Source organism: Streptomyces sp. NPDC039480, from assembly GCF_055597165.1.
The window spans coordinates 841,247-864,585 of record NZ_JBVITX010000001.1; the positions used below are offsets into that span (position 1 = coordinate 841,247).

General features: G+C 74.2%; 3 protein-coding genes. All 3 read left to right on the top strand.

The genetic code is table 11. The annotated features are described in order from the left end of the window. The first annotated feature begins 119 nt into the window (after positions 1–119). The 3 genes from ACZ56E_RS03235 (at position 120) to ACZ56E_RS03245 (ending at position 23,332) form a co-directional block, all read left to right on the top strand. Entirely contained in the window at positions 120–1,244 is a 1,125-nt protein-coding gene (locus tag ACZ56E_RS03235; protein ID WP_471210424.1) for a cytochrome P450, read from the top strand. Between the two features lie 105 nt (positions 1,245–1,349). Further along, positions 1,350–2,702, top strand: a complete 1,353-nt coding sequence (locus ACZ56E_RS03240) for a serine hydrolase domain-containing protein (protein WP_471210427.1) — start codon at positions 1,350–1,352, stop codon at positions 2,700–2,702. 554 nt (positions 2,703–3,256) lie between these two features. After that, positions 3,257–23,332 carry a non-ribosomal peptide synthase/polyketide synthase gene (locus tag ACZ56E_RS03245; RefSeq protein ID WP_471210430.1) on the top strand — a complete coding sequence of 6,692 codons (20,076 nt, stop codon included), beginning with the start codon at positions 3,257–3,259 and terminating at the stop codon, positions 23,330–23,332. Positions 23,333–23,339 lie beyond the last annotated feature (7 nt).

Sequence of the window (23,339 nt, forward strand, 5' to 3'; positions counted from 1 at the left end):
GCCCGCACGCGCCAGCCGCTAGCAAGGGAGACAAGGTGACCAGCAAGCAACCGACCGGCGAGCGACCCCTCTTGGAGGAGTTACCCGACCGCTGGCGGAGCTTACGCGAGACAGGGCCGGTGCGGTACGACGAGATCCAGCACGTCTGGCAGGTGCTCGACCACGAGACCGTCTCCGCCGTGCTCGCCGACCCGGCGACGTACTCCTCGGAGCTCTCCACGCTCGCACCCACCCAGTCCGACTTCGAGACCTTCACCCAGGGCAACTTCGTCGGCATGGACCCGCCGGAGCACCGGAAGCTCCGCACCCTGGTGAGCCAGGCGTTCACCCCGCGTGTCGTACAAGGACTCGAACCCCGCATCGAGGCGGTGTGCGCCCGGCTCCTCGACGACGTGGCGGACCGCGACCGGTTCGACCTGGTCGACGCGCTGGCCTACCCGCTGCCGATCATCGTCATCGCCGAACTGCTCGGCATCCCCGCGGAGGAGCACCGGCTCTTCCAGGAGTGGGCGAGCGTCCTCTTCGGCGGCGACCAGCTCGGCGAGGCGCCCGACATGGCCGACCTGGAGCGGGCGCTGGAAGCCATCGCTCCCACCGTGCGCGAGATGAACGGCTACATGCTGGACCACATCCGCGCCCGTCGCGCCGACCCCGGCGACGACCTCACCAGCAGACTCATAGCCGCCGAGGTGGACGGTGTGCGCCTCGCCGACCAGGAGATGGTCGGCTTCGTGGCCCTGCTCCTTGTGGCCGGGCACATCACCACGACCGCGCTGCTCGGCAACGCGATCGTCACCTTCGAGCGGCGCCCCGACGTCGATGCCGCGCTGCGCGCCGACCCCACGCGCGTCCCGGCCGCCGTCGAGGAGGTCCTGCGCTGGCTGCCGCCCTTCCCCGAACTGGGCCGCAGGGTCACCCGGCCCGTGGTCCTCGGCGGTCACGAGATCCCGGCCGACACGATGGTGATGGCCCACCTCGGCGCCGCCAACCGGGACCCCGCCCGCTTCACCGCGCCCGACGTCTTCGACGTGACCCGAAGCCCCAACCCGCACTTGACCTTCGGGCACGGCATCCACTTCTGTTTCGGCGCGCCGCTGGCCAGGCTGGAAGCGCGGATCGCTCTTCACATGTTGCATGAACGATTCCGCAAATTGGTGATCCCCTCTTATGAGGACATCGTCCACCAGAACCCGGCCGTGCTCATCGGCGTACGACATCTGCCCGTAGAGGTCGGCAGACCGTAGTCAACCGGCGTACACAGCGCCCCCTCCGGCCGGTCCGCACCGCTCGTTCCCCGGCCGGATCGGCACACCCGCTCATGAGACCCATCCAACGGGAGTCCCCTTCTCATGCCCTACACCATTTCTCCTGCTCCGGTCGCCTTACGGGCGCCGTCGCTGTTGCGCCGCGAGCTGCAGGACCGGCTCGGCGACCTGGCCCGTACCCACCGGGTGCCCGGCGCCCAACTGGCCGTGGACACCGGCAGCGACGTCGTCGCCGTGCACACCGGTACCGCCGACGTCACCACCGGCAGCCCCTTCACCGCGGACACCGCGGTTCCGCTGGGATCGCTGACGAAGCCCTTCACCGCCGCGCTCGTCATGCTCCTGGCCGACGACGGTGACCTCGACCTGGACGAGCCGGCCGCCGAACACCTGGGCGAGCTGACCGGCACTCCGGACGTGACGGTCCGTCAACTGCTCGGTCACACAGGCGGTTTGCCCACGGGGCCGGACTCCGACACCGCCGCCGCGACCACCCCGGCGCGCTACCTGAAGGCCGTCTGCACCGCCCGCGATCTGCTGTTCGCGCCCGGTACCGACTTCTCCTACTCCAACGCCGGCTACGTCGCCGCCGGACGGCTGGTGGAGGCGGTCACCGGCATGCAGTGGCACGAGGCCGTGCGGGTGCTGCTTCTCGAACCGCTCGGTGTCGTGCCCGCGTTCATCGGCGACACCGCACCCGGACGTCCATTGGCCGCGGGGCACGCCGTCAACACCGCCACCGGGCAGCCGGTCGCCGCCCGGCAGAACCTGGCACCGCTGGAGGCACCGGCCGGCGCGCTGGCCGCCAGCGCCCTGGACCTGGTCGCGTTCGGCAACGCGCTGACCGGCCGCTCCGATCTGCTGCCCCCCGCCGCCGCCAAGGAGATGCGCAGGGCCGAGACCGCCGCCGATCCGGGGACGCTCGCCGACGGCTGGGGCGCCGGAGTCGCCCTCTACCAGCGGGACGGCCGGGTGTGGTGCGGCCACGACGGCAACGCCCAGGGCACGTCCTGCCACCTGCGGGCCGACCCCGAGAGCGGGGTCGTGGTGGGCTTCACGGGCAACGCCGGGGGCGCCACCGCCCTCTGGCGCGACCTCGCAGAGGACCTGGCCCGGCTCACCGGCGTCCGGGTGCCCGCCGAGGTGCTCACGGCGGATCGGGGGCGCCCCGTCGGCCTGCCCGACTGCGTCGGCACCTACCGCAACGGCACCACGACCTACCGCGTCGCGCCAGGACCGGACGGTACGCCGGCCCTGTCGGTCGACGGGGACCTGGCCCTGCCGCTGGTCTGCTACGCCGATCTGTCCTGCGATCTGCGAGATCCGGCCACCGGGCGTGTCGAACCCGGTGGCCGGTTCCATCGCGATCCGGCCACCGGCACGATCGACCGGGTGCAGATATCCGGGCGCACTGCGCGCCGGGATGACTACGGCTGAGGGCGACTGTCGCCGTTGGGGTGGGCTCCGGCGGGTGTGGCTTCCGGTGGGGGCTGATGGTGTGTCGGGTTCGGGTCCCACGGGGGTCGGCTGGGGGCCCACCGCCTGCTGCCTGGGGGCTGATGCGCGTAGACGCCTTGCCGTGTGGCACCGGTCGGATCCGGCGACTCCGGTCACTGGACCGAGGGCCGGGTTCACAGAGGGGGTCGGCGCCGATCGGCTTCCGGTCAGAGGCGTGCCTCCGGGCTCGGCGGCTCGGCCCACCGGTTCTGGGGCGGCGGCCACCGGCCCGGCGGTCAGGTTGCGAAGCCCAGCGAGCCAGTGGGTCGTTCGTCTGTGCGGGCTGCGGCTCCGATACCGGTCCCTGCCCGTCGGCCATCGCACCACCCCGTCGTACACGGTTCGCCCCCCTCACAGAGTCACCGTCCCGTTCCGCCGCACCGCCGCGCACACCCGGTGTGTCACGTCCGATCCAGCGCGCCGCCCACCAGGCGGAGCCGGACCGGCCGCGTGGCCCGCGCCGCATCGCCCCGCTCTCAAGAAGGACTTCACCCATGACGGACCTGCACGACAAGCCCGCACCGGCGTCCTCCCTGCCGCAGGGCGGCCCCACCGCCGACGCATCCGAGAACGGGGCGGCTTCGGCGTATCCGACGCTCGTCGAGCTTTTCGCCGCCTGGGTGGCCCGGACCCCGGACGCACCGGCCCTCACCGATGGCCGACGGACGTGGACCTACCGTGAACTGGCCGCCCGCACCGGGCGTTTGGCCGCGCACCTGCGGGGCCGGGGAGCGGGGCCGGACCGGGTGGTGGCCCTTGTCCTGCCGCGCTCCATGGAGCTGATCGCGGCGGAGCTGGCGGTCGCGCGGGCGGGCGCCGCCTTCCTGCCGGTGGACCCGGCCTACCCCGCCGAGCGCCGTGCGCTGATGCTCGCCGACGCCGCGCCCGCGCTGACCCTGGACGATCCGCGCCAGGTGCGCGAACTGCTGGAGAGCGAAGGGGTGGCGGAGGACGCGGCCGGCCCCGGCGTCGACGCCGATCACGCGGCGTACGTCATCTACACCTCCGGTTCCACCGGCACCCCCAAGGGCGTGACGGTGACGCACCGCGGCATCGGCGGTTTTACCGCGGCGGCCGGGGAACGGTACGCGGTGGGCCCCGGCGACCGGGTGCTCCAGTTCTCGTCGCCGAGCTTCGACGCCTCCGTCCTGGAGCTGTTCATCTCCGTCCTGTCCGGTGCCACGCTCGTCGTACCGCCGCACGGGCCCTGGTTGGGCGACGAACTCGCCGAGGTCCTGGACGAGCACCGCATCACCCACACCCTCATCCCGCCCGCGGCGCTGGCCTCTCTGCCCGACCCGGCGCTGGGCACCGCCCGGCACCTGCGCACGCTGATCGTGGGAGCCGAGGCCTGCCCGGCCGGGCTCGTGGACCGCTGGGCACCCGGCCGCCGCATGATCAACTCGTATGGTCCGACGGAGACCACCATCGTCGCCACGTGGACCGGGCCGCTCACCGCGGGGAGCGGTACGCCGACGATCGGCGGCGCTCTGCCGCACACCCGGGTGTACGTCCTGGACGCCGCGATGCGGCCCGTGCCGCCCGGTGTCGACGGCGAGTTGTTCGTGGGCGGTGATGCGGTGGCCCGCGGCTACCTGGGACGTCCCGGGCTGACGGCGGCGCGTTTCGTCGCCGATCCGTTCGGCGCGCCGGGCGCACGTCTGTACCGGACCGGTGACCGGGTGCGGTGGACCGCCGAGGGAGAGCTGGAGTTCCTGGGCCGGCTGGACCGACAGGTGAAGATCCGCGGCTTCCGGATCGAGCCGGGCGAGGTCGAGGCGGCGCTGCGCCGGGCCGGCGCGGGCGCGGTCGACGAGGCTGTGGTCGTCGTACGCGAGGACGTACCGGGCCATCAACGCCTCGTCGCCTACGTCACCGCAACTACGCAGCCTCCGCCTACCGGCTCCACGGGTCTTGCCGGTTCCACCGGCGGCTCCACGGGTCTTGCCGGTTCCACCGGCGGCTCCACGGGCCTTGCCGGTTTCACCGGCGGCTCCACCGGCCTCGTCGGTTCTACCGACGGCCTTAGCGGCCTTACCGGCTCCAACGGCGGCCCTACGGGCTCCACCGCCGGCTACTCCGGTTCTACCAGTTCCTCCGGCTCCACCGGTTCTCCCGACCCTGCCGGGTCCACCGGCCCCGCCAGCGGGAACGAGCTCACCGGCGCCTCCGCCAGCCCGAACGAGCCCACCGACGCCCCGCCCACCCCGAACGACCCGGCGGCACCCAGCAGCCTCCCCGCCACCGCCACCGCCACCGCCACCGCCTCCACCCCCGCCCCGCGGCCCACCGCGTCGCCCCTCGACCCCGCCGCCCTGCGTGCCGCCCTCGCGGCCGTGTTGCCGGGGCACATGGTGCCGTCCGCCATCGTGGTGCTCGAGCGGATGCCGCTCACGCCGCAGCACAAGATCGACCGGCGGGCCCTGCCCGTGCCGGAGCGGTCGGTGGCGGGCGGGCATGTGTCGCCGCGGACGGTCGAGGAGCGGGTCCTCGCCAGGATCTGGGCGGATGCCCTCGGCGTCGACGAGGTCGGGGTGACCGATGACTTCTTCGATCTGGGCGGGGAGTCGATCCTCGCCGCCCGTGTGCTCGCCCGGGTCCGGGACGACCTGGGCGTCCGGCTGACCGTGCGGGACGTGTTCACCGCACGGACGATCGCCGCGCTGGCGCCCCTGCTCGCCGATCCGTCGGCCGCCGCGCCGCCGGAGCCGATCCCGCCGGCCCCGCGCGAGGGCGGGCTGCCACTGTCCAGCGCGCAGCGGAGGCTGTGGTACCTGGATGACCTGACCGAGGGCGGCACTGAGTACAACACCGGTGTCTCGCTCAGGCTGCGCGGTGCCCTGGACCGAGACGCACTGCACCGCTCTCTGCTCCGGCTCGCGGCCCGGCACGACTCCCTGCGCACCACGTTCCCCACGGTCGACGGCCAGGGTGTGCAGCTTGTCGCGCCGGAGCCGGATGTTCCCCTGCTGACCGCCGATCTCACCGGCGTACCCGATGCGCGGCGCGACGAGGCCATCGAGGAAGTGCTCACCGAGGAGCTGGGGCGCCCGTTCGACCTGGCGGCCGGACCGCTCACCCGGGCGCTCCTCGTCCGGTTCGCCAGCGAGGATCACCTGCTGCTTCTGGCCCAGCACCACATCGTCACCGACGGCTGGTCGGTCGGCATCCTCACCCGTGAACTCGCCGCTCTCTACCACGCGGAGGCCACCGGTGAGCCGGACGGGCTGACGCGGCCCGCCGTCCAGTACCCGGACTTTGCGGTCTGGGAGCGCCGGCAGCGGGCCGGTGACGCGGACATCGCCGATCTGGCGTACTGGAAGCGGCACTTGGCGGATCTCCAGCACCTGGAGCTGCCCACGGACCGGCCCCGCCCCGCCGAGCGCACCACCGTCGGCGCGACCCACCGGCACGTGCTGTCCGCGGAGTTGACGTCCCGGCTGCGGCAACTAGCAGCGGGCCGCGGCACCACGGCGTTCACGCTCTTCGCGGGGGCCGCCGCGCTGTTGTTCTCCCGCTATTCGGGGCAGCGGGACGTCGCGTTCGGCACCGTCACCACCGGACGCGGTCGCCGGGACCTGGAGGATGTGCCGGGCTTCTTCGCCAACACCGTCGTGCTCCGCGGCGAGGTGGATGAACGGGCGACCGTGGACCGCTTCGTGGAGACGATGCGGACGACGGTGCTTGACGCCTTCGCCCACGACGGGGTTCCGTTCGACCGGGTGGTGGAGGAGCTGGCTCCGCCCCGCGACCCGAGCCGCACCCCGCTGGTGCAGGTGCTCGTCGTGCAGCAGACCGCCTCTCCCGCGCTGCCGCTCGCCGGTGGGCTGCGCGTCACCGACCATCCGTTGCCCCGCCCTGCCGCCCGCTTCGACCTCGTCCTGGAGTTCACGCCGGACTCGGACGGCGGCTGCGTGCTGACCGTCGAGTTCAACAGGGACCTGTTCGACGCGGCGACCGTGACCCGGATGACCGCCCATCTGCACCGGCTCCTGGAAGGCATGGCGGAAGGACCCGGCCGCAGGCTCGCCGAACTGCCCATGCTCGCCGCCGAGGAACAGCGCACGCTGGTGGACCGCTGGAATCCGCCCGCCCGCGCACAGCGGAAGGACGAGTACGGCACGCTGCCCGCGCTGCTCCACGCCCAGGCGGCGAGGACCCCGGACCGTACCGCCGTCGTCTGCGGCCCGGACCGGCTCGCCTACGCCGAAGTCACCCGGCGCGCGTCCCGTCTCGCCCGGCTGCTCGTCGCGCGCGGCGCGGGACCCGAGACGCTCGTCGCGCTCTGCCTGCCGCGCACCGCCGACCTCGTGCCCGTGCTGTGGGCGGTGCTCGCCTCGGGCGCCGGCTACCTCCCGGTCGACCCGGCCTACCCCGCCGAGCGGGTCCGCTTCATGCTCGACGACGCCCGGCCCGCCCTCGTCCTCGCCACCCGGGAGACCGCCTCCGCGCTGCCCCCGGAGTGCGTACCGCTGCTTCTGGAGGACTGCGCCGCGCCGGACGAGCCCGAGCCGCAACTGACCGGCGCCCAGTCGGCCGATGCCCCGCTGACCGACGCCGACCGGCTGCGGCCGCTGCTGCCCGACCATCCCGCGTACGTCATCTACACCTCGGGTTCCACGGGCCGCCCCAAGGGCGTGGTGGTCAGCCACCGCAGTGCCGCCGCGCTGGCCGAGTGGGCGGGAGAGCGGTTCGGGCCCGAGGGCCTGGCCCATGTGATCGCCTCCACCTCCCTCAACTTCGACGTCTCCGTCTTCGAACTGCTCTGCCCCCTGACGGCCGGCGGCACCGTCGAGGTCGTCGCCGATCTGCCGGCCCTCGCCGACGGCACCGGGCCCCGGCACGCCACGCTGCTCAGCGGCGTGCCGTCCGTCGTCTCCCGGCTCGTCGCGGGCGGCACGGCACCGCTGACCGCCGACACCGTCGTCCTCGCCGGCGAGGCCCTGCCCGCGCAGACCGTGCAGGACCTGCGGGCCGCCATGCCCGGCTGCCGGATCGCCAACGTCTACGGCCCCACCGAGGCCACCGTGTACGCCACCGCCTGGTTCGCCGGCGACGGGACGCCGGAGCAGGCACCGCCCATCGGCGACCCGGTGGCGCTCACCCGCACGTACGTCCTGGACACCTCCCTGCGACCGCAGCCCGTCGGCGTCCCCGGCGAGCTGTATCTGGGGGGCGGCGGCCTGGCCCGCGGCTACCTGAACCGGCCAGGACTGACCTCCGCCCGGTTCGTCGCCGACCCGTTCGGCGCGCCGGGAGAGCGCATGTACCGCACCGGCGACCTGGTGCGCCGGCGCCGCGACGGCGTACTCGAATACGTGGGCCGCACGGACCAGCAGGTGAAGGTGCGCGGCTTCCGCATCGAACTGGGGGAGGTGGAGGAGGCGTTGCGCGGCTGCGCGGGCGTCGCCGAGGCGGCGGCCGTCGCCGCCACCGACGGCGACCGCAGCCGGCGCCTGGTCGGCTACGTCGTCCCGGCCGCCGGCCACCGCACCGATCCCGAGGCGGTGCGCCGGGACCTCGGCCGCACGCTGCCCGACTACATGGTCCCGTCGACCGTCGTCGTCCTCGACGCCCTCCCGCTCAACCCCAACGGCAAGCTCGACCGCGCCCGGCTGCCCAGTCCCGGCCCCGCCGTGCGCGCGGTACGGCACGTCGCGCCGCGCACCCCCACCGAGCACGTCCTCGCCCGGATCTGGGCGGAGGTGCTGCGGGAGGAACGCGTCGGCGTCGACGACAACTTCTTCGAACTCGGCGGCGACTCGATCCTCAGCATCCAGGTGGTGGCCCGCGCCCGGCAGGAGGGTTTGCCGCTCACCTCCCGGGACCTCTACCAGCACCAGACCGTGGCCGCCCTCGCGCACCGCGCGGACGCCGCGGCGGGCCCGCGCGAAGCCGCCCCCGCACCGGAGGCGCCGACCGGCACGGCCCCCCTCACCCCCATCCAGCACTGGCTGTTCGACACCGCAGGAGAACGCGCAGGCCACTTCTCCCAGGCGCTGACCCTGCGGATGCCCGCCGACCTGGACCCGGCGGCGCTGGAGGACGCGCTGAACGACCTGGTCGCCCACCACGACGCCCTGCGCTCCCGCTTCACCCCGGGTGAGCCGGCGGGCTGGCACATCGACGAGCGGGCCCCCCGCCTCCAACTGGCCCACCACACCGGCCCGGAGACGGACACCCCGCACTTCGGGCCGTTCGACCTCACCCGTGGACCGCTGCTGCGGGCGGTGCTGCACGCCCCCGACGACGGCGTGTCCCACCTGCTGCACCTCGCCGTACACCACCTGGTGGTCGACGGCGTCTCCTGGCGGCTGCTCCTCGAAGACCTGGACCGCGCCTACCGGGCCCGCCACGCGGGCGAGGACGGCGCCGCGGCACTGCCCGCGAAGTCCTCGCCGCTGCGGCAGTGGGCCCGCAGACTGGCCGCCCACGCGGCGGGCGGCGGCTTCGACGACGAGCGCGCGTACTGGGCCGAGGCGGTCCCCGCCACCGCGCCCGCGCTGCCCGCCGGCCTGACGGACGGGCCCGGCACCTACGCCGAGCAGAGGTCGCATACCGTGCGCCTCGACGCCGAGACGACCTCGGCCCTCCTACGCACCCTGCCCGACACCTACCGCACCCAGGCCAACGACGTCCTGCTCGGCGCGCTCGGCCGGGCACTGTGCGGCTGGAGCGGCACGGAGCGGGTGCTGGTGGACGTCGAGGGGCACGGCCGCGAGGAGCTCTTCGACGAACTGGACATCAGCCGCACGGTCGGCTGGTTCACGACCCGGCACCCCGTCGCGCTCGCCGTCCCCCAGGACGCCGGCTGGGACACCGTGCTGAAACAGGTCAAGGAGCAGTTGCGTGCCGTACCCCGCAACGGCCTCGGCCACGACGTGCTGCTCCGGCTGGCCGGCTCGGGGACACCGCGCACCGCGGCCGCGCAGATCAGCTTCAACTACCTGGGCCGCATGGACACACCGGATGACCCCGACAGCCTCTACCGGGGTACCGTACGCCCGCTGGAACTGGACGCCGACCCGACGGTCGAGCGCCCGCACGCCCTTGAAGTTGTTGGCCAACTGGTCGGCGACGTGCTGGAGTTCACCTGCTTCTACGCCGAATCGCCCGGCCGTGAGGACACCGTCGCGGACCTCGCGGGGCGCTTCAGTGACGCGCTCACCGACCTGGCCCGGCACGCCGTCCGCCCGGGCGCCGCGGGGCGCACCCCGTCCGACTTCCCGCTGGCCCGGCTCGACCAGGCCGCCGTGGACCGGATCACGGGCGAGGACCCGGCCGCGGTGGCCGACGTCCTGCCGCTCACGCCCACCCAGGCGGGCATGCTCTTCCACGGCCTGTCGCAGGACGACCGCGGCGTGTACGTCCAGCAGTTGACGTTCGTCCTGGACGGCGTGCCCGACCCGGCGGCCCTCGCCGCGGCCTGGCAGTACGTGACCGACCGCACCGAGGTGCTGCGCGGCCGGGTCGTCTGGCAGGACGTACCCGAACCGCTCCTTGTGGTGGAGCGCCATGCGGCGGTGCCCGTCACCCACGTCGACTGGCGCGACCTGACGGAGGACGAGCGCCGCGCCCGCCTCGGCGACCTGCTGACCCGGGACCGCGCCGACGGCATCGACCTCGGGCGGGCCCCGCTCCAACGCCTCCTGCTCGCCCGCGTCTCCGACACCGCCGTGCGCGTGGTGTGGTCCTTCCACCACCTGCTCCTCGACGGCTGGAGCATGTTCCAGGTGCTCTCGGACGTCTTCGCCCACCACGCCGGACCCGACGATGCCGCCCTCCCACACCGCCCGTCCTACCGGGAGTACGTGGCCTGGCTGCGGCAGCGCGACCGGGAAGCGGCCGAACGGCACTGGCAGCGCAGGCTCTCCGGCCTGACCGAGGCCACGCCGCCGCCCTACGACCGCGAACCGCGCGAGGCGCACCGCGCCGAGTCCACGCACGCGGTCCACGGCACGCTGCCCGCGGCCGACACGCGGGCGCTGGAAGAGCTCGCCCGCACCTCGGGCCTCACCCTGAACACCCTGGTGCAGGGCGCCTGGGCGCTGCTGCTCGCCCGGCAGGCGGGCCGCGACGAGGTGGTGTTCGGCACCACCGTCTCCGGCCGTCCCGCCGAGCTGCCCGGCGCCGAGGCCATGACCGGCCTGTTCATCACCACCCTGCCCACCCGGGTCACCGTCCCCGGCGACGGCACCCTGCTCGACTGGCTGCGCGCCCTCCAGCACGACCAGAGCGAGGACCGGCGCTTCGACCACCTGCCGCTCACCCGGCTGAAGACGTTCACCGAACTCCCCGAGCGCGTCGGCCTTTTCGACAGCATCGTCGTCTTCGAGAACTACCCGGTGGACGACGACCTCGCCGCCGCCCACGGGCTCCGCCTTAGCGGCCTGGAAGGCGTCGAGACCACCAACTACCCGCTGAGCCTGACCGCTTACCCGGGCACGGAGCTGGGCCTGCGCCTCGGCTACGACCCCGAGCTGTTCGACACCGACACGGCCGAGCGTATGGCCGAGTACCTCACCGTCCTGCTCACCGGCATGACCACCGGCTCGGCACTGCCGCCCGCCCGGCTGCCGCTGCTCGGCGAGGACCGCCGCGAACAGGTCCTGCGGGCCTGGAACGACACCGCCACCGACCTGCCCGACACCACCGTCGCCGACCTCTTCGCCGCCCAGGTGCGCCGCACACCCGACGCCGTGGCCCTGGAAGCGGGGGGCGAGCACCTCACGTACCGTGAACTAGACGCGCGGGCAGCCCAGTTGGCGGCAAGCCTCGCTGGCGCCGGGGTGTGCCCGGAGCGTCCGGTCGGCGTCCTCATGGATCGTTCCGTCGACCTGATCGTGGCTCAGCTGGCGCTTGTGCGCACGGGCGGCGTGTACGTACCGCTGGACGGCAGGGCACCCGCCGAGCGGCTGCGCAGGACCGTGGCCGAGGCCGGGGCCGAGCTGCTGCTCACCGATGCCGCCTGGGAGGCGACGGCCCGCGAGGTGCTGCCGGGCGACCGCGTCCTGCGCGCCGACGGCACCTTCGAGCCGCACACCGGCCCGGTGCCCCACCAGGCCGTGCACCCCGACAACGTCCAGTACCTGATGTTTACTTCGGGCTCCACCGGCACCCCCAAGGGCGTCGCGGTCCGCCAGCGGGACGTCGTCGCGCTCGCCCTCGACCGGGCCTTCGCCGCGCACGACCGGGTCCTCGTGCACTCGCCGCATGCCTTCGACGCCGCCACCTACGAGGTCTGGGTGCCGCTGCTGCGCGGCGGCACCGCCGTCCTCGCCCCGCCCGTCGATCTCGACGCTGCCCATGTCCGACACGCCGTCACCGAGCAGCGGGTGAGCTGCCTTTGGCTGACCGCGGGCCTGTTCCGCCTGCTCGCCCAGGAGGACCCCGCCTGCCTGCGCGGGGTCCGCGAGGTGTGGACCGGCGGCGAGGCGGTGCCGGGGGCGGTCGTACGCCGGGTCCTCGACGCCTGCCCCGGCCTGACCGTGGTCGACGGCTACGGCCCCACCGAGACCACCACCTTCGCCACCCGCCGCGTCTTCCGCTCCGGCGACCCGCTGCCCGCCGTACTGCCCATCGGACGCCCGCTCGACAACACCCGCGTGTACGTCCTAGACGGCACCCTCCAGCCGCAGCCCCCGGGCATCCCCGGCGAGCTGTACATCGCCGGCGCGGGACTGGCCCGGGGCTACGCGCGTCGGCCCGGCGCGACCGCCGCCCGCTACCTCGCCGATCCCTACGGGCCGCCCGGCAGCCGCATGTACCGCACCGGCGACGTCGTGCGCTGGAGCGCCGACGGCGAACTGCACTTCGTCGGCCGCGCGGACGACCAGATCAAGATCCGCGGCTTCCGCGTCGAACCCGCCGAGATCGAGGCCAGGCTCACCGCCCACCCGGCCGTCGCCGAGGCCGTCGTCTCCCTGTACGAGGACGGCGGACGCAAGCGCCTCGCCGCCCACCTCGTGCCGTCGTGCGACACCGAACTGCCCTCCGCCGCCGGGCTGCGCACCCACCTGGCGGCCGGGCTGCCCGACTACATGCTGCCCGCCGCGTTCGTCACCGTGCCCGAGCTGCCCCTGACCGCCAACGGCAAGGTCGACCGGCGGCGGCTGCCCGCCCCCGAGTGGGCGGCGGGCGGCGAGCAGGCCCACCGCGCCCCGCGCACCGAGGCGGAACGCGTCCTCGCCGGGATCTGGTCCGAGCTGCTCGGCGTGGCACGGGTCGGCGTGGACGACAACTTCTTCATGCTGGGCGGCGACTCCATCCTCAGCATCCAGGTGGTGTCCCGCGCCCGCGCGGCAGGGCTCGCGCTCAGCCCCCGCGACCTCTTCCGGCACCCCACCGTGGCCGAACTGGCCGCCGCCACCGAGGGCGCCGCGCGCGCCGTCGCCGGGACCGGACCCGTCACCGGGGCGGCGGACCTCCTGCCGATCCAGCACTGGTTCCTCGACCCGCGCCCCGCGCACCCCGCCTTCTTCAACCAGTCCGTCGTCGTCGAGACGCCCGGCGCCGTCGACCAGGACGCCCTGCGCACCGCCCTCACCGCCCTGTGGACGCACCACGACGCCCTGCGCGCCCGGTTCCTCCTTGACGACGAAGGCGACGACGAGGGCGCCTGGCGGCAGGACATCGCCGCCGCCGAAGGACCGATACCCGAGCTGCTCCAGGTGCACGACCCGGCGGACGAGGAGCGCGTCACCGCGGAGGCGCACAGCGGACTCCGCCTCGACGCCGGCCCGTTGTTCACCGCCCGGCTGTTCGCCGCCGACGGCGCCCGGCTGCTCCTCGTCGCCCACCACCTGGTGGTCGACGGCGTCTCCTGGCGCATCCTCCTGGAGGACCTGGAGACCGCCTACCGGCAGGCCGCCTCCGGCGAACCCGTACGGCTGCCCGCCCGCACCACCTCCGTACGCGAATGGGCCGACCGGCTGCGCGACGACGACCGCTTCGCCGCGCAGCTCGGCCACTGGGAGCGCGCCGCCCGGGCCTGCGCCGACCCGCTGCCCGTCGACCTCGACGGCGGCAACACCACAGCCGACGTCCGCGAGGTCACCGTCCGCCTCGACCGCGACGACACCGACGGCCTCCTGCGCCGCGTCCCCGGCGTCTACCGCACCCGCGTCGACGACGTGCTGCTCACCGCCCTCGGCCGGGCCCTCGGCGACTGGACCGGACGCGACACGGTCGCCGTCGGCCTGGAGGGGCACGGCCGCGAGGACCAGCTGTTCGAGGACGTCGACCTGTCTCGCACGGTCGGCTGGTTCACCTCGCTGTTCCCCTTCGCGCTGTCCGTCCCGGCCGGCTCCTGGGGCACCGCGCTGAAATCCGTGAAGGAGCAGCTGCGGGCCGTACCCGACCGCGGGATCGGTTACGGCGTGCTGCGCCACCTGGCCCGCGAGGAACGGCTCACCGGCGCGAACGAGCCCGGCATCAGCTTCAACTACCTGGGCCGCTTCGACTGGTCCGCCGAGGCCGGCACCCTGGTCGGGGCGGTACCCGGTGGCCTGGGCGGAGCCGAGGCACCCGACACCGAGCGGCCGCATCTCATCGATGTCGTCGCCCGGGTGGAGGACGACCGCCTTGAGATCACCTGGTACTACAGCGCGGGACGGCACCGCGAGGAGACCGTCACCGCACTGGCCGATGCCATGCTGCGGGCGCTCGGCGACGTCGTCGCGCACTGCGCCCTGCCGGACGCGGGCGGCCGTACCCCGTCGGACTTCCCGCTGGCCCGTCTCGACCAGGCCGCGGTGGACGGGATCGTCGGCAACGGCCGGGACGTCGCGGACATCTACCCGCTGACACCGATGCAGGCCGGCATGCTCTTCCACAGCCTGCTCGACGCCGACAACCGTTCTTACGTCAACCAGGTGCAGTTCGTCCTGTCCGGCGTCACCGACCCGCACGCGCTCGCCGAGGCATGGCAGCACACCGCCGACGCCAACCCGGTGCTCCGCACCCACCTGGTGTGGCAGGAGACCGCGGAACCCCTCCAGGTCGTGCGGCACCGGGCCACCGTGCCCGTCACCCACCACGACTGGTCCGGATGGTCCGCCGAGCGCGGCGCACGCGAACTGGACCGGCTGCTCGCCGAGGACCGGGAGACCGGCGTCGATCTGGGCGTCGCGCCCCTGATGCGGCTCACGTTGATCCGGTTGACGGCGGACCGGGTCCGTGTGGTGTGGACCTTCCACCACGTCCTGCTCGACGGCTGGAGCGCCGCCCAGGTCTTCGAAGAGGTGTGTGAGCGGTACGCCGCCCTGACCGCGGGGCACCGCCCCGAACTGCCCGACCGGCGGCCCTTCGCCGACTACCTGCGCTGGCTGTCCGAGCAGGACGCCGACCGCGCCGAGCGGTACTGGCGCAGCACCCTCGCGGGCTTCCAGGCCCCCACGGAGCTGCCCCGCGACCGGCGGCCTACCGAGGCCCACCGCACCTCCTCCTCCGGGTCCGTGCGGGTGGCCCTCGACGCGGACGTCTCGGCACGGCTGCGGGAGACCGCCCAACAGGCCGGACTGACCCTCAACACGGTCGTGCAGGGCGCGTGGGCGCTGCTTCTGTCCCGTTACGGCGGCGGTGACGACGTGGTGTTCGGGACGACCGTCTCCGGGCGGCCCGCCGACCTGCCCGGCGTCACCTCGATGGTCGGCCTGTTCATCAACACCCTGCCCACCCGGGTCCGCGTCGACGGGCGGCGCGCGCTCGTCGACTGGCTGCGCGAACTGCAGGACGCCCAGGCGGAGGCGAGGCGCCACGACTTCGTCTCGCTGGCGCAGGTGCAGTCGTGGAGCGACGTGCCCGGCGGCACCAGCCTGTTCGACTCCATCGTGGTCTTCGAGAACTATCCCTTCGACGAAGGCGCGATGGCCCGGCACGGTCTGGCGATGGAGGGCGAGCGGGACCTGGAGCCGACGAACTACCCGCTCAGCGTCGTCGTCGCGCCCGGCGAGAGCCTGGCGGTGAACCTGGACTACGACCCGGCCGCGTTCGACGCCGGCACGGTGGAGGCGCTGGGCGGGAGCCTGCGCACCCTGCTGACCGGTATGGCCGACGCGCCGGACCGCCGCCTGGCCGACTTGGCACTCCTCGACCCGGCCGAGGGGCGCGAGCTGGTGGCCCGGTTCGGTGGGCGGGTGTCCGAGGCGCCGCATGACGCCGCGTCCGAGGCGCCGCATGACGCCGCGTCCGAGGCGCCGTACGACACCCTGCCCGAGGCGTTCAGGCGGCAGGCCGAGCGCACTCCCGACGCCCCGGCCGTCCGCCACGCCGACGCCTGCCTCAGCTACCGCGAACTCGACGCCCGCTCCAGCAGGCTGGCCCGGCTGCTCATCGCCGCCGGAGCCGGACCGGAGCGCTTCGTCGCCCTCTGCCTGCCGCGCACCGCCGACCTGGTCGTGGCGCTCCTCGCGGTGCTGAAGAGCGGCGCCGGGTACCTGCCGGTCGACCCGCAGTACCCCGCCGAGCGCGTGGCGTTCCTCTTCGAGGACGTACGGCCGGACGCGGTGATCACGGCGTCCGAGACGGCGGGCAGGCTGCCCGAGGGCGCGTACACCCGGATCTTCCTCGACGAAGAGCCCGGCACGGATGTGCTGGACACCCCCGTGGGCGACGCCGAACGCCGCACCCCCCTGCTGCCCGCGCACCCGGCGTACGTCATCCACACGTCCGGCTCGACGGGCCGCCCCAAGGGCGTGGTCGTCAGCCACGCGTCCGTGTGTGCCCTGACCGACTGGGCGGCTGCGGAGTTCGCCGGGCGCGGCCTTGAGCATGTGGTGGCTTCCACCTCGCTCAACTTCGACGTATCGGTGTTCGAGATCTTCTCGCCGCTGCTGTCGGGTGGCTGCGTGGAGATCGTCCGCGACCTGCTGGCCCTTGCCGAGCGCTCCGGGCCCTGGCGGGCCGGACTGCTCAGCGCGGTGCCTTCCGCCCTGGACCGGCTGCTCGCCGAGGACGCCGTCCACGTCACCGCGGACACCGTCGTCCTGGCGGGGGAGGGGCTGCCCGCCCGGACCGTCGACCGGGTGCGCGCGGCCGTGGCCGGCAGCCGGATCCACAACATCTACGGCCCCACCGAGGCCACCGTCTACGCCACCGCCTTCACCTGCGACCCGGCCGACCCGGACCGCGACCCGCCGATCGGCCGACCGCTCGGCGGCGCCCGCGCCCACGTCCTGGACGAACGGATGCGCCCGGTGCCGCCCGGCGCGCCCGGCGAACTGTTCCTCGCAGGAACCGGTGTCGCCCGCGGCTACCTGCACCGCCCCGGCCTGACCGCTGCCCGTTTCCTGCCCGACCCGTTCGGCCCGCCTGGCAGCCGCATGTATCGCACCGGCGACCTGGTCCGCTGGACGGCCGACGGCGACCTCGTCTATCTCGGCCGCGGCGACGACCAGGTCAAGGTGCGGGGCTTCCGCATCGAACTCGGCGAGGTGGAGGCGGCGTTGGCCCGCCACCCGGGGGTGGCGGCGGCAGCGGCCCGTGTGGTGGAGCAGGACGGGCATCGGCGCTTGATCGGGTACGTGGTGCCTCACGCGACGGGCCTGCCGGGGGCCGCCGAAGAGGCGGGCGTGGCTGGGGATGTGACGGTCACGTCGAGGTCCGTCGGCGAAGTGGGCGTGGCTGGGGATGTGACGGTCACGTCGAGGTCCGCCGGTGAAGTGGGCGTGGCTGGGGATGTGACGGTCACGTCGAGGTCCGCCGGCGAAGTGGGCGTGGCTGGGGATGTGACGGTCCGGCCCGTGGCGGCCGACGATGCGGGAGGCGTCGGCTCGGCCGACGATCCGCGGCCCGGTCCGGCTGCCGCCGGTGAGCTGGAGGGGCACTCGTCGGACCGTTCGGTGCCCGCCGGTGGCGTGGAGGGCCAGCTGCCGGGTGGTCCGGCTCCTGCCGGTGAGGTGGAGGGCTACCTGCCGGGTGGTCCGGCTTCTGCCGGTGGCGTGGGGAATTGTCCGCCGGGCCGTGCGGACCCCGCAGGTCACGCGGAGGGTCACCTGCCGGGCCGTCCGGCTCCTGCCGGTGACGTGGAGGGCGTCCCGACGGGCCGTTCGGCACTTCCCAGTGAGGTGGGGGACGCCTCGGCGGGCCTGTCGGCTCCCGCTGGTTCCGTTGAGTCCGGCCCGGCGGGCCTGTCGGCTCCCGCTGGTTCCGCCGAGTCCCGCCCGAGGGGCCTGTCGGCTCCCGCTGGTTCCGCTGAGTCCGGTCCGAGGGGCCTGTCGGCTCCCGCTGGTTCCGCTGAGTCCGGTCCGAGGGGCCTGTCGGGCCCCGCTGGTTCCGCTGAGTCCGGTCCGAGGGGCCTGTCGGGCCCCGCTGGTTCCGCTGAGTCCGGTCCGACGGGCCTGTCGGGCCCCGCTGGCTCCGCCGAGTCCCGCCCGACGAGTCGGTCGGGCCCCGCCGGCCCACCGCAGCACTACCACCGCCCTGCCCTCCCCGACACCGCCGAACTCCGCGTCTTCCTCGCCCAAAGTCTTCCCGACCACCTGCTGCCCGCCCTCGTCGTTCCGCTGGAGCGGCTGCCGCTCGGGGCCACCGGGAAGCTCGACCGGCGGGCGCTGCCCGTGCCCGAGTGGGCGGTGTCGGCCGCCGGGACGGGGAGCCGGGCGCCGCGTACCGAGGCCGAGCAGGCCCTCGCGGCCATCTGGTGCGAGGTGCTCGGACTGCCCGAAGTCGGCGCGGACGACAACTACTTCACGCTCGGCGGCGACTCCGTCCTCGGCATCCAGATCGTCTCCGCCGCCCGCCGGGCCGGGCTCGCCCTGACCCCCCGGCACCTGTTCACCCACCAGACGCTCGCCGAACTCGCCGCCGTGGCCGAGCCGGTGCCCGACACCGCCACAGCCACCGCCGAGCAGGGGCCCGTGACCGGCGACACCCCCCTCACTCCCGTACAGCACTGGCTCCTGGACACCCTCACGGGCGACCCCGCCCACTTCAGCCAGACGGTCTCCTTCGAACTGGCCGAGGACCCCGACGAGGCGCTGTTGCGCGACGCCCTGTCCGCCGTACTCGAACACCACGACGTACTGCGAATGCGTTTCGAGTCGCTCGGCGACGGACGGTGGCGGCAGTACGGCACCCCGGTCGGCGACCATGACGTACATCTGGAGGTGCACGACCGGACGGCCCCGGACGAGGTGGCCGCCGCCCTGGGCGCCGGCTTCGACCTGGCCCGCGGGCCGCTGCTGCGGGCCGCACTGTGCCGGCCGGGCGACGGCACGCGGCCTGTGCTGTTGCTCGCCGCCCACCACCTCGTCGTGGACGCCGTGTCCTGGCGGGTGGTTCTGGAGGACTTGGACGCCGCCTACCACGCGCTGCGGGGCGGTGCCAGGATCGACCTCGCCGCGAAGAGCACGTCGTTCCGGACGTGGGCGCGGCGGCTCGCCGAGCACACCGAGGCGGGCGGGTTCGACGGTGAACTCGCCCACTGGCGTGGCCTCGACGGCGCTGCCGCCGTGCTGCCCGTCGACCGACCCGGTGGTGCGAACACCGTCGCCGACGAGGAGAGCGTGACCGTCGGCCTCGACGCCGAGGAGACCCGACGCCTGCTCCAGGACGTGCCGGACGCCTACCGCACCCGCGTCAACGATGTGCTGCTGTGCGCCCTTGGCCGGGTCCTTGCCCGGTGGACCGGACAGGACCGGGTGGCGGTGACCTTGGAGGGGCACGGCCGCGAGGAACTGTTCGAGGACACCGACCTCGCCCGGACCGCCGGCTGGTTCACCGCCATGTACCCCGTCGCCCTGGACGTGCCCCGGACCGCCGACACCGGCACCGTACTGAAGGCCGTCAAGGAGAACCTGCGGGCCGTGCCCCACGGCGGACTGGGCTACGGCGCCCTGCGCTTCCTGCACCCCACGGCCGGCCGCGAGCTGCCCGCCCTGCCGCCGGTGTGCTTCAACTACCTGGGCCGACAGGACCGCACCGGCACACCGGGCGGCCTGCTGCCCGCGCCCCACGGCGGTCTGTCCGGTGGCATGGACCACTCGGCGCAGCGGCCGTACGTCCTCGACGTCCTCGGGCAAGTAAGCGCGGAGCGGCTGGAGTTCACCTTGTCGTACTCCCGCGCGGTGCACGACCGGGAGACCGTCACCCGCCTTGCGGACGAGCTGACCGACGAACTGCGCGCGATCGTCCGGCACTGCGCCGGGCCCGGCGCCGGCGGCCGCACGCCTTCCGACTTCCCGCTCGCCCCACTGGACCAGGCGGGCGTCGACCGGCTCGTCGGCGACGGAGTCGATGTCGCCGATGTGTACCCCCTCACGCCCACCCAGACCGGCATGGTGATGCACGGTCTGGACGAGGCGGAACACGGGCTCTACGTCGAGCAGATCACGTTCGTCGCGGACGGCGCCCACGACCCGCGGACCCTCGCCGCCGCCTGGCAGCACGTCGTCGACCGCACCCCTGTGCTGCGCACCTCCGTCGCGCTGCGCGGCGTACCCGTACCGCTCCAAGTGGTCCACCGCGACGTGACCCTGCCGGTCACCGAGCACGACTGGAGCACGCTTCCGGCGGACCGGCACGACGCGGAGCTGGAACGGCTGCTCGCCGACGAGCGGGCTCGGGGTGTCGCCCTGGAGAGTGCCCCGCTGATGCGGCTCGCTCTGGTCAGGGTCGGCCCGGGCGCCGTCCGCGTGGTGTGGACGTTCCACCACGTCCTGCTGGACGGTTGGAGCGTCTTCCACGTCCTGTCCGACGTCACGGCCGCGCACGCCGCCCTCACCCGCGGCGAACGGCCCCACCTGCCCGAACGCAGGCCGTTCGCGGACTACGCCGGCTGGCTCGCCGCCCGCGAGACCCGGCAGGCGCAAGAGCACTGGCGCGCAGCCCTGGCCGGACTGCGCGGCCCGACCCCGCTGCCGTACGACCGGCGGCCCGCCCCGGACGCCACGGCGCGCTCCGGCACCTGGCTGTCCCGGCGGCTCGACGCCGAAGGGACCGGCCGGCTCCAGGAGTTCGCCCGCAGGCACCGCCTCACCCTCAACACCCTGGTGCAGGGTGCCTGGGCGCTGCTCCTCGCACGGTGGAGCGGTGAACGGGAGGTCTGCTTCGGCACCACCGTCTCGGGGCGGCCCGCCGACCTGCCCGGCGCCGACACCATCACCGGCCTGTTCATCACCACCCTGCCCGCCCGCACCGAGATCGACGGCGACGCCGACTGCGGCGCCTGGCTGCGTGCCTTCCAGGAGGACCGCGCCGAGGACCGCCGCCACGACCACCTTCCCCTCACCACCCTGCACGCCCTCGGTGAACTGCCGCCGGGCACCGCCCTGTTCGACAGCCTGGTGGTCTTCGAGAACTACCCCGTCGGCGACGCGACCGCGGGCGCGCACGGACTCGCTCTGCGGGACCTGGACGCCCGGGAGGCGACCAACTACCCGCTCACCGTGGTCGTCTCGCCCGGCGACCGGCTGACCGTCGAACTCGGCTACGACCCGCGGTACTTCGACGAGGCCGGCGCCGAATCGCTGGCCGGGCAGCTGCTGCACACCCTGGACGCCCTGGCTGCCTCGGACGGCTCCGCCCGTCTGGACGACATCGACGTCCTGCCGTCGGCGCAGCGCGACCGGCTGCTGCACGGCCCGGCTCGCCCCGCGACCGGTCCGGTGCCCGCCGTCACCCTGCCCGCCCTCGTCGAGGCCGCCGTCGACCGCTGGCCGACCGCGACCGCGCTCGAAGCGCTCGAAGCGCTCGAAAAGCTCGACGCGGGCGGGTCGGGCGGGTCGGGCGGCTCGGGCGGTGCGCCGCTGAGCTTCGCCGAGGCCGAGGACCGCGCCAACCGGCTCGCGCACCGGCTCATCGCCCGGGGTGCCGGGCCCGGCGACCTCGTCGCGCTGCTTCTGCCCCGCTCCACGGACATGGTGCTCGCGCAGCTGGCGGTGGCGAAGGCCGGTGCCGCGTTCCTGCCCGTGGATCCGGCCTACCCGAAGGAGCGGATCGCCCTGATGCTGAGCGACGCCGCCCCCGCCCTCACCCTCGATGCCCAGGAGGTCGCTGAGCTGCTCGCCGCCGCGCCGGACGGCGTTCCCGGGCACCGGCCCACCGACGCCGACCGGACCCGCCCGCTCGACCTGGACGACCCGGCGTACGTCATCTACACCTCCGGCTCCACCGGTACGCCCAAGGGTGTCGTCGTCACCCACCGCGGGCTCGCCGCGTTCAGTGCCGCCGAGGCGGACCACTATCAAGTCGCCCCCGGGGACCGGGTGCTGGCCTTCGCCACGCCCAGCTTCGACGCCTGCGTCCTCGAGCTGTGCGCGTCCCTGCCGCACGGCGCGCGCCTCGTCGTACCCCGGCCCGGACCGCTGCTCGGCGCCGAACTCGCCGACGTACTGCGGGACGGGCGCATCACACACACCCTGCTCCCGCCGGCCGCGCTCGCCACGCTGCCGCCCGACACGCCCGACACGCTGCCGGACCTGAAGACCCTGATCGTCGGCGCCGACGCGTGCGGCCCCGAACTCGTCGCCCGCTGGGCGCCGCACCACCGCATGGTCAACTCCTACGGGCCCACCGAGGCCACCGTCGTCGCCACCTGGTCCGCGCCGCTCACGGCGGACGCCGGCGCGCCGCCCATCGGGCGCCCGCTGCCCGCCACCGGCGCCTACGCACTCGACGCCCGCCTGCGGCCCGTCCCCGACGGCGTCACCGGCGAACTGTGGCTGAGCGGACCGGCGTTGGCACGCGGCTACCTCGGCCGGCCCGGGCTGACCGCGGCCCGCTTCACCGCCGACCCGTTCGGGCCGCCCGGCACCCGCATGTACCGCACCGGTGACCTGGTGCGCCGCGACAGCGCGGGCGAACTGCACTATCTGGGCCGCACGGACCACCAGCTCAAGCTGCGCGGCCACCGCATCGAGGCCGGTGAGGTCGAGGCGACCCTCGTCCGCCATCCGGGCGTCCTCGACGCCGTGGTGACCGTACGGGAGGACGAACCGGGCCTGCCGCGCCTGGTCGCGCACCTGCTCACGGCCCCCGACACGGAACCGGCGGCCCCGGCGGAGCTGCGGGAACTGGCCGCGCGCTCGCTGCCCGCCTCCATGGTGCCGTCCGCGTTCGTGGTCCTCGACCGCTTCCCGCTCACCGAGAACGGCAAGACCGACCGGGCCGCCCTGCCCGCCCCGGCACCGGCCGAGGAACGGGAAGGGGAACGGGAACGGCCCGAGTACGTGGCGCCCCGCACCCCCACCGAGGAGGCGGTCGCGGCCATCTGGGAAGAGACCCTGGAGACGGCCGTGGGCGCCGAGGACGACTACTTCCTGCTCGGCGGCGACTCGCTGCGCGCCCTGCTCATCGCCTCCCGCGCCAACGACGCGTTCGCCGTCACGCTCACCCCCCGCGACGTCCTGGTCTCCCGCACCGTCGCCGCGCTGGCGGAGCTGGTGGAGGAACAGGTGCTGAGCGAACTCGAACAGGGCGCGTACTCGTACTACGACGAAGACGCCGCGTATGACGGCCACGAGGTCGAAGACACCGCGTCCGGCGGTCACGCCACCGAAGCCCCCACGCCCGGCCACCGCCACTCCGAAGACGCCGCGTCCGGCGGCCACGACCACGACCACGAACGGTGAGGATCCG

Excerpts from the sequence above, each read along its gene's own strand:
- ACZ56E_RS03240 (WP_471210427.1), top strand. The coding sequence starts at position 1,350 with ATGCCCTACACCATTTCTCCTGCTCCGGTCGCCTTACGGGCGCCGTCG.
- ACZ56E_RS03245 (WP_471210430.1), top strand. The coding sequence starts at position 3,257 with ATGACGGACCTGCACGACAAGCCCGCACCGGCGTCCTCCCTGCCGCAG.